The sequence below is a fragment of the Pseudomonas sp. GW821-FHT07F01 genome, from assembly GCF_059418825.1.
The window spans coordinates 752,728-767,851 of sequence record NZ_JBWKQO010000003.1; the positions used below are offsets into that span (position 1 = coordinate 752,728).

At 60.8% G+C, this 15,124-nt stretch carries 13 protein-coding genes; 2 read left to right on the forward strand and 11 right to left on the reverse strand.

Features of this window, described 5'->3' with window-relative positions:
• Nucleotides 1-20: 20 nt before the first annotated feature.
• The gene (gene folB / locus AC07R1_RS14045; RefSeq protein WP_011063836.1) at nt 21-374 is read left to right on the forward strand and encodes a dihydroneopterin aldolase; all 354 of its coding nucleotides are present in this window, start codon (nt 21-23) and stop codon (nt 372-374) included.
• Complete coding sequence (gene folK, locus AC07R1_RS14050; protein ID WP_495110620.1) at nt 365-880, forward strand: 2-amino-4-hydroxy-6-hydroxymethyldihydropteridine diphosphokinase; 516 nt, start codon at nt 365-367, stop codon at nt 878-880. The genes folB and folK overlap by 10 nt, the downstream gene beginning before the upstream one ends.
• Before the next feature lie 46 nt (nt 881-926).
• Here the strand turns inward: folK and AC07R1_RS14055 are convergent, their stop codons facing one another.
• From AC07R1_RS14055 to AC07R1_RS14105, 11 genes are all read right to left on the reverse strand, one after another.
• The gene (locus AC07R1_RS14055) at nt 927-2,156 is read right to left on the reverse strand and encodes a multifunctional CCA addition/repair protein (protein ID WP_495110621.1); all 1,230 of its coding nucleotides are present in this window, start codon (nt 2,154-2,156) and stop codon (nt 927-929) included.
• Between the two features lie 66 nt (nt 2,157-2,222).
• A complete protein-coding gene (locus AC07R1_RS14060) occupies nt 2,223-3,785 on the reverse strand; it encodes a SpoVR family protein (protein ID WP_011063833.1) in 1,563 nt (520 codons plus the stop codon).
• Nucleotides 3,782-5,056, reverse strand: a complete 1,275-nt coding sequence (locus tag AC07R1_RS14065) for a YeaH/YhbH family protein (protein WP_011063832.1) — start codon at nt 5,054-5,056, stop codon at nt 3,782-3,784. The genes AC07R1_RS14060 and AC07R1_RS14065 overlap by 4 nt, the downstream gene beginning before the upstream one ends.
• Before the next feature lie 118 nt (nt 5,057-5,174).
• A complete protein-coding gene (locus AC07R1_RS14070; protein ID WP_011063831.1) occupies nt 5,175-7,097 on the reverse strand; it encodes a PrkA family serine protein kinase in 1,923 nt (640 codons plus the stop codon).
• Nucleotides 7,098-7,396: 299 nt separating this feature from the next.
• Nucleotides 7,397-7,726, reverse strand: a complete 330-nt coding sequence (gene glpE / locus AC07R1_RS14075; RefSeq protein WP_011063830.1) for a thiosulfate sulfurtransferase GlpE — start codon at nt 7,724-7,726, stop codon at nt 7,397-7,399.
• 33 nt (nt 7,727-7,759) lie between these two features.
• Entirely contained in the window at nt 7,760-8,629 is an 870-nt protein-coding gene (locus tag AC07R1_RS14080; protein WP_401401815.1) for a symmetrical bis(5'-nucleosyl)-tetraphosphatase, read from the reverse strand.
• Nucleotides 8,629-9,009, reverse strand: a complete 381-nt coding sequence (gene apaG / locus AC07R1_RS14085; RefSeq protein ID WP_401401817.1) for a Co2+/Mg2+ efflux facilitator ApaG/CorD — start codon at nt 9,007-9,009, stop codon at nt 8,629-8,631. The genes AC07R1_RS14080 and apaG overlap by 1 nt, the downstream gene beginning before the upstream one ends.
• Before the next feature lie 124 nt (nt 9,010-9,133).
• Nucleotides 9,134-9,946 (reverse strand): 16S rRNA (adenine(1518)-N(6)/adenine(1519)-N(6))-dimethyltransferase RsmA, encoded by an 813-nt coding sequence (rsmA, locus tag AC07R1_RS14090; RefSeq protein ID WP_065365135.1) that lies wholly within the window; start codon nt 9,944-9,946, stop codon nt 9,134-9,136.
• Entirely contained in the window at nt 9,943-10,932 is a 990-nt protein-coding gene (gene pdxA, locus AC07R1_RS14095) for a 4-hydroxythreonine-4-phosphate dehydrogenase PdxA (protein ID WP_220223361.1), read from the reverse strand. The genes rsmA and pdxA overlap by 4 nt, the downstream gene beginning before the upstream one ends.
• The gene (gene surA / locus AC07R1_RS14100; RefSeq protein ID WP_036997049.1) at nt 10,929-12,245 is read right to left on the reverse strand and encodes a peptidylprolyl isomerase SurA; all 1,317 of its coding nucleotides are present in this window, start codon (nt 12,243-12,245) and stop codon (nt 10,929-10,931) included. The genes pdxA and surA overlap by 4 nt, the downstream gene beginning before the upstream one ends.
• Nucleotides 12,226-15,045, reverse strand: coding sequence for an LPS-assembly protein LptD (locus AC07R1_RS14105; protein WP_495110622.1), 2,820 nt, complete (start codon nt 15,043-15,045; stop codon nt 12,226-12,228). Before AC07R1_RS14105 ends, surA begins: the two co-directional genes overlap by 20 nt.
• Nucleotides 15,046-15,124 lie beyond the last annotated feature (79 nt).

Sequence of the window (15,124 nt, forward strand, 5' to 3'; positions counted from 1 at the left end):
CGTGCTGCGGAGAAGAGTGCTTGGACAGAGTGTTTATCGAAGGGCTGGAAGTGGACACCGTGATTGGTGCCTACGACTGGGAGCGCGGCATCCGACAGTGCCTGCGTCTTGATCTGAGCTTTGCCTGGGACAATCGCCCGGCAGCTGCTGGAGATGATCTGACGCTGGCATTGGACTATGCCAGTGTCTCCACCCGGATCCAGGCGTTTGCCGAGCATGCCCAGTACCAGTTGGTGGAAACCTTTGCCGAGCGCCTTGCCGAGGTTCTGATGAATGAATTTCACATCCCTTGGTTGCGCTTGAAACTGACCAAGCCTGGCGCCGTCCCGGCTGCCTCGGGTGTGGGTGTGGAGATCGAGCGCGGATGTCGCTGACTCGGGTGTATCTGGGGCTCGGTAGCAATATCGAGCGTGAAGTTCATCTGCGGGCCGGGCTCGATGCCCTGGCCGGTTTTCTGGTGGATATGCGTTGCTCGCCGGTGTTCGAAAGCCAGCCGGTGGGAGTCAAGAGCGGCCCGTTCTTCAACCTGGTGGTGACGGCTTTTACCGACTTGCCTCTGATCGAGCTGGACCGGCGCCTGAAGTTCATCGAGGCCGATAACGGCCGTTATGCCCCTGATCGTAAAGGCCTGCCGCTGGATATCGATGTATTGCTCTACGGTGAACTGACCGGCAATTTCGATGGCCTGATCCTGCCCCGGGCAGAGATTCTGAAGAACGCCTTCGTGCTCTGGCCGCTGTCGCTGATGGCGCCCGAGCGGGTGCATCCGCTGGCGGGCAAGAGCCTCGGGGCGCTCTGGGCCGAGGCGCAGATCGATCAGGTGCTGGCCCCGGTCGCCTTCGAATGGCGGGGCATGCAACTGACCCCTCCAGACCTGTAGCTACCCTCGGCTAATCGCGGACCCGGCGGGGCGGTCCGCGACTCACTCAGGGCGTGTGCTGTTCCTTGTAGGCCTTGATGGCCTTCAGTCGTTCCAGCCTTAGTGCCTCGCCCAGTTGCGGCCCCTTGAACCCCTGTTCCAGCAAGGGTTGAACCGCCACCTTGCGCGCCGCCTCGGCGGCTCCTCGCAGGTAGTCGGCCTGCGGATAAGGCCGCGACTCCAGCCCAAGACGGCCGCGAGCATCCATTTCGCATGCCGCTATGAACTCTTCGAAACGCTGTGGGCGTCGGAACACGTCGAAATTTTGCAATAGTTCCAGGAGTGTCGAGGCCTTGAGTTCCAGCGCCTTGTGGCCGTGGGTATGGTACTGGCCCACCAGCAGTGCCAGCTCCTGGCATTCCCGGGGCGCCTTGAAGCGTTCATTGACCGCCTTGATCAGTTCCAGGCCTGTGCGCTCATGGCCAATGTGCCGTGGCCACTCCTCCTCGGGTGTCAGGCCTTTGCCCAGGTCGTGGAGCAGGCAGGCCCAGCGCACGCTGAGGGGTTGCTGATGCAACGCGGCTTGCAGCAGAACGCTGAGGGTGTGCGCGCCGGTGTCTATCTCCGGGTGGTGGACCGCGGGTTGAGGTACGCCGAACAGTGCGTCGATTTCGGGCATCAGCACCGCCAGCGCGCCGCAGTCGCGCAATACCTGGATAAAGACTTGGGGCTGATCCTCCATCAGGGCGCGGGATATCTCTTTCCAGCTGCGTTCGGCCGTCAGGGCCTGAAGCTCGCCGGATTCACTGAGTTCGCGCATCAGCTCGAGTGTCTCTGGCGCCACGCGAAAACCCAGCCCGGCGTAGCGGGCAGCGAAGCGGGCGACCCGCAGTACTCGCAGGGGATCTTCGGCGAATGCCGGGGAAACGTGGCGCAATAGCCGCTCTTCAAGGTCCTTCTGGCCGTTGTAGGGATCGGTGAGGCGGCCCTGTTCATCTTCGGCCATGGCGTTGATGGTCAGGTCGCGACGGATCAGGTCCTCTTCCAGAGTGACTTCCGGGCTGGCATGGAAGGTGAAACCGCTATAACCCCGCCCACTCTTGCGCTCGGTGCGGGCCAGGGCATATTCCTCGCCGCTCTTGGGGTGCAGGAACACCGGGAAGTCCGCGCCCACGGGGCGAAAGCCCTTGGCGAGCATCTCCTCTGCGCTGGCACCCACTACCACCCAGTCGATATCGGTAACCGGCCTGCCGAGTAGGCGGTCGCGCACGGCGCCGCCGACTTTGTAAATCCGCATAAAAAAACCTCCGTTAGCGCGACAGGATAACCCTTGTATCGCGCATCCGGAGGCTTGTTATCGGGCTTAAAGGTGGATAACCGCCAGGTCCAGGCGACCGTAGTCGTTTTCGTTGTGATCGCTCTTTGGCGGTACGTGGTGGGTTTTCATCACCTGGTCGCCCTGCAGGGTTTCCAGGTGAATGTCGAAGCCCCAGAGGCGGTGCAGGTGCTTGAGCACTTCGTCGGTGGAATCCCCCAGGGGTTTACGGTCGTGTTGCTGATGACGCAGGGTCAAGGAGCGGTCGCCCCGGCGGTCGATGCTCCAGATCTGCACGTTGGGTTCTCGGTTGCCCAGGTTGTATTGCGCGGCCAGGGTTTCACGGATGATCCGATAGCCGCTTTCATCATGGATTGCCGGTACCAGCAGGTCGTCCTTCTGGTCGTCGTCCATGATGCTGAACAGCTTGAGATCGCGGATGACCTTGGGCGACAGGTACTGCAGGATGAAGCTCTCGTCCTTGAAGCTGCTCATGGCGAACTTGATGCTCGACAGCCAGTCGGTGCCGGCCAGTTCCGGGAACCAGCGCCGGTCCTCTTCCGTGGGCTCCTCGCAGATGCGTCGGATATCGCGGTACATGGCAAAGCCCAAGGCATAGGGGTTGATGCCGTTGTAGTAGGGGCTGTCGAAGCCTGGCTGGAATACCACGCTGGTATGGGAGGTGAGGAATTCCATCATGAAGCCATCGGTGACCAGGCCTTCGTCGTACAGATCGTTCATCAAGGTGTAGTGCCAGAAGGTAGCCCAGCCTTCGTTCATCACCTGGGTCTGGCGTTGCGGGTAGAAGTACTGGGCGATCTTGCGCACGATGCGCACGATCTCGCGTTGCCAGGGCTCCAGCAGTGGCGCGTGTTTTTCGATGAAATAGAGGATGTTTTCCTGAGGTTCGGCGGGGAAGCGCGCATTGTCCTTGTCGCTGTACTTGTCCGCGCCCTTGGGAATGGTGCGCCACAGGTCGTTGATCTGTTTCTGCAGGTGTTCCTCCCGGTCTTTCTGCCGGCGCCGTTCTTCTTCGGCGGAAATCGGGTAGGGCCGCTTGTAGCGGTCGACACCGTAGTTCATCAAGGCATGGCAGGAGTCCAGCAGATCTTCCACGGCATCGATGCCATGGCGCTCCTCGCATTGCATGATGTACTGCTTGGCGAACACCAGGTAGTCGATGATCGAGCTGGCATCGGTCCAGGTGCGGAACAGGTAATTGCCCTTGAAGAAGCTGTTGTGGCCGTAGCAGGCGTGAGCCACCACCAGCGCCTGCATGCAGATGGTGTTCTCTTCCATCAGATAGGCAATGCAAGGGTCGGAGTTGATGACGATTTCGTAGGCCAGGCCCATCTGGCCCCGGCTGTAGGATTTTTCGGTGCTGAGGAAGTGCTTGCCGTAGGACCAGTGGTGATAGCCCAGGGGCATGCCCACCGAGGCATAGGCGTCCATCATCTGCTCGGCGGTGATCACTTCGATCTGGTTGGGATAGGTGTCCAGGGCATAGCGGGCCGCGATACGGCTGATTTCACGGTCGTAGGCCTGGATCAGCTCGAAGGTCCATTCCGAGCCGGTGGAGATGGGTTGGCGCTTCTGCTCTCTGGCGGTCATGTCACTAACCTGCGCTGGAAGAGTTCACGGAAGACCGGATAGATGTCTCCGGCCGAAACCAGTTGCTGCTGGGCGAATGTATCGGAAAAGGCCTCGGCGATGCGTTCGTACTCGAACCACAGGGCCTGGTGCTCGCGCGGGGTGATTTCCACGTAGGTGTAGTACTGCACGAACGGCATGATCTGGTTGATCAGGATGTCGCGGCAGATCGGCGAGTCGTCGTTCCAGTTGTCGCCATCGGAGGCCTGGGCGGCGTAGATGTTCCACTCGTTGCTCGGGTAGCGTTCGGCCATGATCTCCTGCATCAGCTTCAGGGCGCTGGAGACGATGGTGCCGCCGGTTTCCCGTGAATAGAAGAACTCCTCTTCGTCCACTTCCCGGGCGCTGGTGTGGTGGCGGATGAACACGACGTCGATCTTGTCGTAGTTGCGCTTGAGGAACAGGTACAGAAGGATGAAGAAACGCTTGGCGATGTCCTTGGTGGCCTGGGTCATGGAGCCGGAAACGTCCATCAGGCAGAACATCACCGCCTTGGAGCTGGGGTTGGGCTGTTTCACCAGCAGGTTGTACTTGAGGTCGAAGGTGTCGAGGAAGGGCACGCGGTGAATCCGGGCACTCAGGCGCTCGATTTCCGCCTCAAGCTCCTGGATATCGCCGAAATTGTCCGGTTCTTCCCGCTTCAGGCGCGCCAGTTCTTCCTTGGCTTCGCGCAGCTTGGCCCGGCTGCTGCCGGACAAGGCAATGCGCCGCGCGTGGGCCGACCGCAAGGTACGGATGATATTGATCCGGGCCGGGTTGCCTTCGTTGCTGATCCCGGCTCGTACGGTCTTGAAGGTGTCGGTTCCGGTCAGGTTGCGTTTCACCAGGTTGGGCAGTTCCAGGTCCTCGAACATGAATTCGAGGAATTCCTCCTGGGTGATCTGGAACACGAACTCGTCCATGCCTTCGCCGGAGTTGCCGGCCTTGCCCCGGCCGCCACCGCCCCCACCGCCGCCTTGAGGCCTGGCAATGTGCTCGCCGGCAGTGAATTCCTTGTTGCCTGGGTGAACCACGGTCTGCTTGCCGCCACGGCCGTGGTGCAGCACCGGCTCGTCGATATCCCGCCCGGGAATGCTGATTTGCTCGCCATGCTCCATATCGGTGATGGAGCGCCGGCTAACCGCCTCTTCGACGGCCTTTTTAATGTGGTCACGGTAGCGCCTCAGAAACCGCTGGCGGTTTACCGTGCTCTTGTTCTTGCCATTGAGACGTCGGTCGATCACATAGCTCATGGGCCCCTCCGGGGAGCTTCAAGACATAAGCTTCAAGCGGTAGGCAGCGTTGCAGCAGAGCCCGCAAGGGCTCTACGGCAAGGTGCCCGCAGCTTGGGGCTAGAAGCTTGCAGCTGCTTTACTGCGACTTTCTGACCCGCAGATACCATTCGGATAGCAGCCGTACCTGTTTGTCGGTGTAGCCGCGCTCGACCATTCGTGTGACGAAGTCGTTGTGCTTCTGCTGATCCTCCTTGCTCGCCTTGGCGTTGAAGCTGATGACCGGCAACAGGTCCTCGGTGTTGGAGAACATTTTCTTCTCGATGACCACCCGCAGCTTCTCGTAGCTGAGCCAGGTGGGGTTCTTGCCGTTGTTGTTGGCCCGGGCGCGCAGGACGAAATTGACGATTTCGTTGCGGAAATCCTTCGGGTTGCTGATCCCGGCCGGTTTTTCGATCTTTTCCAGTTCCTCGTTGAGGGCCACGCGATTGAGGATTTCGCCGGTCTCCGGATCGCGGTATTCCTGATCCTGGATCCAGAAGTCCGCATAGAGCACATAGCGGTCGAAGATGTTCTGGCCGTACTCGCTGTAGGACTCGAGGTAGGCGGTCTGGATCTCCTTGCCGATGAATTCGATGTAGCGCGGTGCCAGGTATTCCTTGAGGAAGCGCAGGTAGCGCTCGCGGGTTTCTGCCTGGAACTGCTCTTGCTCGATCTGCTGTTCCAGCACGTACAGCAGGTGCACCGGGTTCGCCGCCACTTCGTGAGGGTCGAAGTTGAAGACCTTCGACAGGATCTTGAAGGCAAAGCGAGTCGACAACCCGTTCATCCCCTCATCGACGCCAGCGCTGTCACGGTATTCCTGGATCGACTTGGCCTTGGGATCGGTGTCCTTGAGGTTTTCGCCGTCATACACCCGCATCTTCGAGTAGATGTTGGAGTTCTCCGGTTCCTTGAGGCGCGAAAGCACGGTGAACTGCGCCAGCATCTTCAGGGTGTCGGGGGCGCAGTGGGCCTTGGCCAGGGAGCTGTTGAACAGCAGCTTGTCGTAGATCTTCACCTCATCGGTGACCCGCAGGCAGTACGGCACCTTGACGATATAGATCCGGTCGATGAAGGCTTCGTTGTTCTTGTTGTTGCGGAAGGTGTGCCATTCCGACTCGTTGGAGTGGGCCAGCAGAATGCCGGTAAACGGAATCGCCCCCAGGCCCTCGGTGCTGTTGTAGTTGCCTTCCTGGGTCGCGGTCAGCAATGGGTGCAGCACCTTGATCGGTGCCTTGAACATTTCGACGAATTCCATCAGGCCCTGGTTGGCCCGGCACAACGCCCCGGAGTAGCTGTAGGCGTCGGCGTCGTTCTGGGGGAATTCTTCCAGCTTGCGGATATCCACCTTGCCCACGAGGGCCGAGATGTCCTGGTTGTTCTCATCCCCAGGCTCGGTCTTGGCCACGGCAATCTGGTTGAGGATCGACGGATAGAGTTTCACCACCCGGAACTGGCTGATGTCGCCGCCGAACTCCGACAGGCGCTTGGTGGCCCAGGGCGACATGATGGTGTTGAGATAACGCCGGGGAATGCCGAAGTCTTCTTCGAGAATCGCGCCATCTTCCGTGGCGTTGAACAGGCCCAGCGGTGATTCGAAGACCGGAGAGCCCTTGATGGCGTAGAAGGGCACTTTCTCGATCAGTTGCTTGAGTTTCTCGGCGAGGGAGGATTTACCACCGCCCACCGGCCCCAGCAGATAGAGGATCTGTTTCTTTTCTTCCAGGCCCTGAGCGGCATGACGGAAGTAGGAGACGATCTGATCGATGCATTCTTCCATGCCATGGAAGTCTTCGAACGCCGGATAGCGGCGAATCACTTTGTTGGAGAAGATTCGCGACAGCCTCGAATTGGTCGAGGTATCCAGCAATTCGGGCTCGCCGATGGCCAGCAGCAGGCGCTCGGCGGCCGAGGCGTAGGCGCTTCGATCCTTCTTGCACAGCTCCAGGTATTCCTGCAGCGAAAACTCTTCCTGGCGTGTGGATTCGAAGCGTTGTTGGAAGTGGCTAAAAATACTCATGACGTCACCTCGCTCGATACGTGGAGCCGGCGTCGGATCAGTCAGTCAAGTGCTGGCATGCAGCTGAGTTTCCAGCTGCTGTTTACCCCCCAGAACACTTTCAAAGCTATCGACCTTGAAAGCTAGTACCGATGACCCGCTCGCCGGTGTACCGGCTCTCCCCTGATTTGGATGGCCTGAGGCTAAGGATAGTTCGGAATCCGGGAGGTCAAGGCGAGATGGGGAATTAGTTGCCCGCTACCGTTCGTCTGGTACTGCGTCAGCCCGCGTCGTACGCGGGCTAGAGCGTCGGAAAAAAATTATTCAGGGTTGCCCTGAGCGGTTTCCGCTGGATAAGTGCTGCGCCACAGTTCGAAGCCGCCATCCAGGCTGTAGACGTCGGAAAAGCCCTGGCTGACCAGGTAGGCCGCCGCGCTCTGGCTCGAGTTTCCGTGGTAGCAAACCACCACTAGCGGAGCGTCGAGGTCAGCAGCGCGGATGAAGTCGGAAATGGAGTGATTGTCCAGGTGTTGCGAGCCACTGATGTGGTTCAGCGCGTAGGTTTGCGGATCGCGGATATCCACCACCACCGCACCTTGCTCGCGCAGTGCCTGGGCCTGTTCTGGGGGGATGCGTTTGAATTCGCTCATGGCGGGCTCCTGGAGCTTGATAATCAGCGCCGGCTAGCGCTTTGCCGGTGCCGGCAGGGGTTCGGGGGAAAGAGCGGCGGTGCGGCCCTGGGCATCGCAGTCGCAGGTCAGGCGTACGCCGCTATCGACATTCAGCAGGGTCATGGCCCCGCCCCAGACGCAGCCGCTGTCCAGGGCGAAGATGCCGGGCTCGTTGCAATGGCCTTCCAGGGCTGCCCAGTGGCCGAAGATGATCTTCAGGTCCCGGGTCTTGCGCTCCTTGTGGCTGAACCAGGGGGCGTAGCCCGGAGGCGCGGTGTCCAGGCCCTCCTTGCTCTTGAGGTCCAGCTTGCCGTCGCTGGTACAGAAGCGCATGCGGGTGAAGTAGTTGGTGATGACCCGCAGGCGGGTCACGCCTTTGAGATCACTGTCCCATTTCGCTGGATCATTGCCATACATGCCGTCCAGGAAGGGGTCGAGGAGGTTGTCGTCGCGCAACGCTTCTTCGACTTCGGCGGCACATTTCTGGGCTTTCTTCAGCGACCACTGGGGGGCTATGCCGGCGTGGACCATGGCGATGTTGCGGGCTTCGTCGTAATGCATCAGCTTCTGCTGGCGCAGCCACTGCAAGAGCTCCTCGCAATCGGGAGCCTCCAGGATCTCGCGCAGAGTGTCGGATTTCTTCAGGCGCTCGACGTTGCGCCAGACGGCCAGCAGGTGCAGGTCGTGATTGCCCAGCACGCAGACCAGCGAGTCGCGGATCGAATACAGGTAGCGCAGGGTTTCCAGCGACTGCGGGCCACGGTTGACCAGGTCGCCCACCAGCCACAGGCGATCCCGGGCGGGATCGAAGGCTACTTGTTCAAGCAGGCATTGCAGAGGTTCCAGGCAGCCTTGCAGGTCGCCGACGGCGTAGGTCGCCATCAGTGCAAGGCTCCGGGCACTGCCAGGCGGAAGGGCGCAATGACGGCGTCGAACTGTTTGCCATCCTCGGCGAGCATCTGATAGCTGCCCTGCATGTTGCCAACCCGGGTGGTCATTACCGTGCCGCTGCTGTAGGTGTGGCTTTTGCCTGCGGCGATCAGCGGTTGCTGGCCCACCACGCCGGCACCACGGACCTCTTCGATATGCCCGTCGCCATCGGTGATCACCCAGTGCCGGGACAGCAGCTTGGCTGGAAGCGAGCCATTGTTCTGCACGGTGATGGTGTAGGCGAAAGCGAAGCGGTTCTGCTCGGGTTGCGATTGGTCTGCCAGAAAGCGAGTGACGACGCTGACGTCGACCTGGTAACGAGGATCGGACATGCAAGAGGCCTTTAAAGCAAAGCGGGACGCGGGACAGGACTGATGGAGGTCAGTCTAGGTCAAGTATCGGGTAGTAGACCAGACATCCTGTCTGGCGTCCTACCCGATATCAGCCGAGGGCGTTTCAGTCGGTGGCGGGCTTGGGCTGGTTCGCCAGCTGATCGGCCAGGCGCACGAAGGCGGCCAGGTCCAGTTGCTCGGGACGCAGGCTGCCGTCGACGCCGGCGGCCTCGATCTCGGCGCTGCTGAGCAGTGCCTTGAGGGTGTTGCGCAGGGTCTTGCGGCGCTGGTTGAAGGCTTCGCGGACGATGCGCTCGAGCAGGCGATGATCCTTGGCCGGGTGGGGCAGTACGGCGTGGGGCACCAGGCGCACGATGGCCGAGTCGACTTTTGGCGGCGGATTGAAGGCGCCCGGGCCGACGTTGAACAGGTGCTCCACACGGCAGTGATACTGGACCATGATCGAAAGACGGCCCCAATCACCACCGCCAGGGCCGGCAGCCAGGCGTTCGACCACTTCCTTTTGCAGCATGAAGTGCATGTCGCGGATCAGTCCGGCGTTCTGCAGCAGGTGGAAGATCAGCGGAGTAGAGATGTTGTAGGGCAGGTTGCCGACCACCCGCAGGCTGCCTGGCGCTGCGCCCAGGGTGTTGAAGTCGAACTTCAGGGCGTCGCCCTGGTGCAGGTTGAAGTTGCTCTTGCCGGCGAATTGCTGGTTGAGGATCGGGATCAGGTCCTTGTCCAGTTCCACCACGTCCAGCTGGGCGCCGCTGCCCAGCAGGCCCTCGGTCAGGGCGCCCTGGCCCGGGCCGATTTCCAGCATGCGGTCCTCGGGCTTGGCGTGGATGGACCGCAGGATGCGGTCGATGACGCCAGCGTCATGCAGGAAGTTCTGGCCGAAGCGCTTGCGCGCCCGGTGTTGGTATTGCTCGGTCATATACGGTTCTCGGCCATCTGGTAGGCGGTTTCCAGGGCGACCTGCAGGCTGCCAGTGTCGATCTTGCCGCTGCCGGCCAGGTCCAGGGCGGTGCCGTGGTCGACGGAGGTGCGGATGATCGGCAAGCCGAGCGTCACGTTGACGGCCGCACCGAAGCCTTTGTATTTCAGCACAGGCAAGCCTTGGTCGTGGTACATCGCCAGCACTGCGTCGCAGTGCTCCAGATATTTGGGGGTAAACAGAGTGTCGGCAGGCAACGGACCACGCAGGTCCATGCCTTCGGTGCGCAGGCGCTCTAGGGTAGGTTCGATGATGTCGATTTCTTCGCGGCCCAGGTGACCGCCTTCACCGGCGTGGGGGTTGAGCCCGCAGACCAGGATGCGTGGCCGGGCGATGCCGAACTTGTGCTGCAGGTCGGCATGCAGGATCCGCGTGACCCGCTCCAGGCGCTCGACAGTGATGGCGTCGGCGATTTCCCGCAAGGGCAGGTGGGTGGTTACCAGCGCCACGCGCAGGCCGTGGGTGGCCAGCATCATCACCACTTGCTCGGTGTTGGTCAGGTCGGCGAGGAATTCGGTATGGCCGGAAAAGGCGATCCCGGAGTCGTTGATCACGCCTTTGTGCACGGGGGCGGTGATCATGCCGGCAAAGTGCCCGTCCAGGCAGCCCTGGCCGGCGCGGGTCAGGGTTTGCAGGACAAAAGCCGCATTGGCCTGGTCCAGCTGGCCGCTGATCACTGGTTTGGCCAGGGGCGTGTCCCAGACATACAGGCTGTTCGCCGGGGCGGGTTCAGTCGGCAGTTGCTCCAGGGTTACCGGCAGCAGATCGACGGCCACGCCCAGCTGCGCGGCCCGCTCGAGGAGCAGGTCGCGGCTGGTAATGGCAATCAGGGGGTGAGGCTGGGGTTGCGAAGCGAGCAGCAGGCACAGGTCAGGACCTATACCCGCCGGTTCGCCGGGTGTCAGAGCGAAACGTCTGGGTTTCACTGTGCGGCCTGTTCAGCGCCGGGCAGCTTGATTTCGACGTAGGCCTCGTCACGGATCTGCCGCAACCAGGTCTGCAGCTCTTCGTCGTACTTGCGGTTACGCAGGACGGTCATGGCTTGCTGTTCGCGGGCCTGGCTGGTGCTGTCGGTGGCGCGACGGCCAAGGACTTCCAGTACGTGCCAGCCGTAAGGGCTCTTGAAGGGCTTGGACAGTTGACCTTGTGGGGTCTTGGCCATCACTTCGCGGAACTCCGGCACCAGGGCGTTCGGGTCGATCCAGTTGAGGTCGCCGCCGTTGAGGGCGGAGCCTGGGTCTTCCGAGTAGCTTTTCGCCAGTTCGGCGAAGTCTTCGCCGGCCTCGATGCGATCGTAGAGTTTCTGCGCCAGGCGCTTGGTCTCTTCTTCGCTGCGAATTTCGCTTGGCTTGATCAGGATGTGACGCACGTGCACTTCGTCACGCACCTGATTGCCGCCGCCACGCTTGTCCAGCAGCTTGAGGATGATGAAGCCGCCTGGGGTACGAGCCGGTTGGGTAATGTCGCCCACGGCCATGGCGCTCAGTTCACGATCGAATGGAGGGGGCAGTTGAGCCGCTTTGCGCCAGCCCATGTCGCCGCCTTCCAGAGCGTTGTCGCTGCCGGAGCGGGCGATTGCCAGCTGGGCGAAGTCTGCACCCTGCTTGAGCTGCTGGTACACCTCCATGGCCTGGCGGGCAGCACTCTGAATGGCTTCGGAGTTGGCGCTTTCCGGGGTCGGGATCAGGATGTTGGCCAGGTGCAGTTCTTCGGAGAGCTGCATCTTGCCCAGGTCCGAGGCCAGGAAGTTCTTCACTTCCTGTTCCGATACCTGAATGCGTTCGGCCACACGGCGCTGGCGCACGCGGCTGATGATCATCTCGCGGCGAACCTGGTCACGGGCGTCCTCATAAGAGAGACCATCGTGGGCCAGGGCGGCACGGAATTGCTCGATGCTCATGCTGTTGCGCTGGGCAATGGTGCCGATCGCCTGGTTCAGTTCTTCATCGGTGATGCGGATGCCGGAGCGTTCGCCAATCTGCAGTTGCAGGTTTTCAACGATCAGGCGTTCCAGAACCTGTTGCTCCAGGACGCTGGTAGGCGGTACACCACCGCCACGCTTGGCGATGGTTTGCTGGACTTCGTGAACCCGTTGGTCCAACTGGCTCTGCATGACCACGTCGTTGTCGACGATGGCCACGACCTTGTCGATGGACTGTACTGCGGCGCTGGCCGCAGTACTCAGGAACAGCGCGCCCAGCATCAGCGGGCGCAGACAATCAGAAAGCTTGGTCTTCACGTTCACGATAACCTTGGATGCCTTTGTCGAGGAAGCTCTCTACTTTGGTGCCCATGACGCCACCGAGACCCTTCAGAACAATTTGGAGGAAGATGCCGCGGTCGCCTTTTTCGTTCTCCGGAGCGTTCTGACTGAACTCGTCATACTTGACCCAGTAACGGCTGATCAGGCGCAGTTTCCAGCAGCAGTTGTCGTATTCGAAACCACCGAAGGCCTCGAGCGTGCGGTTACGGTTGTAGTCGTACTGCCAACGGCTGATGGCGTTCCATTGCGGCACGATCGGCCAGATCACCGAGAAGTCATGCTGCTGGATCTTGTAGTAGTCCTTCACGTAGCCCGGAGTGCCCGGAGTGCCGTAGTCGCCACCCATTTTCCAGGTACCGCTGTTCTGGTCGTAGCGAATCTGGTCGTTACGATAGCGATAGCCGGCGTTGACCACCTTGTTCGGGTTGTCTTCAGGCTGATAGTGGAACATCGCACTGCCGGAACGCGGGCTGTGGCTATCCGGATCCCAGTTGTACTCGGCGTTGGCGCGCCAGTCGCGGTTGAAACGGTATTCGTACTCGAGGGCGTAAGGCGAGACGTTGGAGGTGGCGTCGGCGCGGGTACGGTAGTCGATACCGGGCAATTGAACGGTGCGGTCCTTGAAGTACATGGCCTGCCCGACGCTTACGCGCTGGCGCTGGAAGCCGTTGTCTTCGATCCAGCGACTGGTTACACCCAGGGACAGTTTGTTTTCGTCGCCGACACGGTCGGAACCCGAGAAGCGGTTGTCCCGGAACAATGACGCGTAGTTAAACGTGGGCTCGCCAGTATCGAATACCGGGATGTCTTTCTGATCCTCTTCAGGAACGTAGAGGTAGAACGCGCGTGGTTCCAGGGTTTGACGATAGTTCTTGCCAAACCATTGGGTGTCGCGGTCGAAGTACAGGCCACCGTCGACGCTGGCGATTGGCACACCACGATTCTGCGAGCTCTTGTACGACTCGCCCAGAGCAGCCGAGTTATTACGATTGGTGAGCAGATCTGATTTACCTTTGCCGTCCAGATCAAGGTTGTATTGGGTGTACATGTACTTCAAGGACGGCGTCAGGTAACCGTAGCTCCAGTTCAGCGGTAGGCTGACACCAGGCTTGAGATTCAGGCGATCACCATTCGAACGGGCCAGGCCCGCGACGTTGGTGTCCAGGCGGGGAGTGCCGAATGTCCCGTCAGGGTTGATGGGGCCGCCATCTTTGTCGGTATAGTTTCCGTTCAGCAGATCCCGCTCAAAGCGCACCAGCTCGGTTTCATAGGTGAAATCCAGGCCTTGCGGATGGTACGGCAGCGCGCCGTTGAAAGTGATTTGCGGCAGCTTGTTGTACGGAGTGATGTTGGACACGCTGGCCAGTTCGTACGCCTGTACGTTCAGGCGTGCGGTGTAGTCGTCGCCACGGTAGGTCACGGCGCCTTGCTGGTTGACGTAATCGGTGGACTTCACGCCGATCTGGTCGGTCTGCAGATCCTGGAAGTAGTACGGATCGCTGATCTTGGTGTAGTCGACTTCGGTCATCAGACGCGAATCAAGCCCGCCCTTGTGCTGCCAGTTGAGCATGTAGCGGGTTTTTTCGTAGTCGGTCTGCTTCTTGCGATCGGTGTCGTCGTCGTTGAGGTACGCGGCGCCGAACTGACCTTCGCTGCTCTTGGTCAGGTAGCGGAACTCGCCTTCCATCAACAGGCCGCGCTTGGCCATGTAGCGTGGGTACAACGTGGCGTCGTAGTTGGGCGCCAGGTTGAAGTAGTAGGGGGTCACCAGCATGAAGCCGGTGTCGCTGCTGGTGCCGATGCTCGGTGGCAGGAAGCCGGACTGGCGACGATCGTCGATCGGGAAGTAGATATATGGGGTGTAGAGCACCGGAATATCTTTGACCCGAAGGGTCACGTTGGTCGCGGTACCGAAGCCGGTGGCCGGGTTCAAGGTGATGTTGTTGCCCTTGAGCTGCCAGGCGTTGCTGTTCGGTTCGCACGTGGTGTACGTACCATCCTTGAGGCGGATGATGGCGTTTTCCGCACGCTTGGCGTACAGCGCATTACCACGGACGCGGGATTTGTGCAGTACGTACTCGGCGTTGTCGACCTTGGCTTCACCGGTGTCCAACTGGACGTCGGCGTGGTCGCCCACCAGCAGCGCGCCATTGTCGCGTACGCGTACGTTGCCGCTCAGTTCGCCGCGGTTCTCGGCCTGGTACAGGTTGGCCTCGTCGGCCTCGACCTGCATGCTGCCCTGGCGCATGACCACGTCACCGGCCAGGGTCGCCACCTGTTCTTCCTGCTGATAGCGGGAAGCCTTGGCGCCGATAAAGGTCGGAGCGTCACTTTTATTCGTCTTGTCATTCATGCCAGGACGAATCGGTTCGATATAGGAACCAGAGCAGTAAGGACCGGTCTCGGCCAATTGAGCGGCGGTGAGCTTCTCACGCGGTACCCAGTCGAGGTGGCTGTAGTCCGCACTGCGGGACTTCAGGCCACGGCCCTTGGCCTCGGTCACCAGCTTCGACTTGTCGCCGCTGGCTTCTTCGCCCGTAGCATCGGCTGCCGTAGCAACGCTGGAGCTGACCGAGTTGGCGTCGTGGACCGGGCGCGGCGGCAGTTGGGCGGCGCTGGTTTTCGGCGCACAGGCCCAGCCACCCGAAGCAGAGACTGAGCAGTCATACTGTTCCGCGGCGACCACGAAGGAAGTGGCTAGAGGTTGCAGGGCCAGCAAACTGCCGGTAACCAGCAACGGAAATTTTTTACGAAACGCGGGGGATTTCAATGCCATCTTATTAGTCCGGGCTTCCTGCGTGCCATCTGCCCGCGGTGTGGGCCGCACGCCTCTCGATGGTCTGAAAAAGATGCTG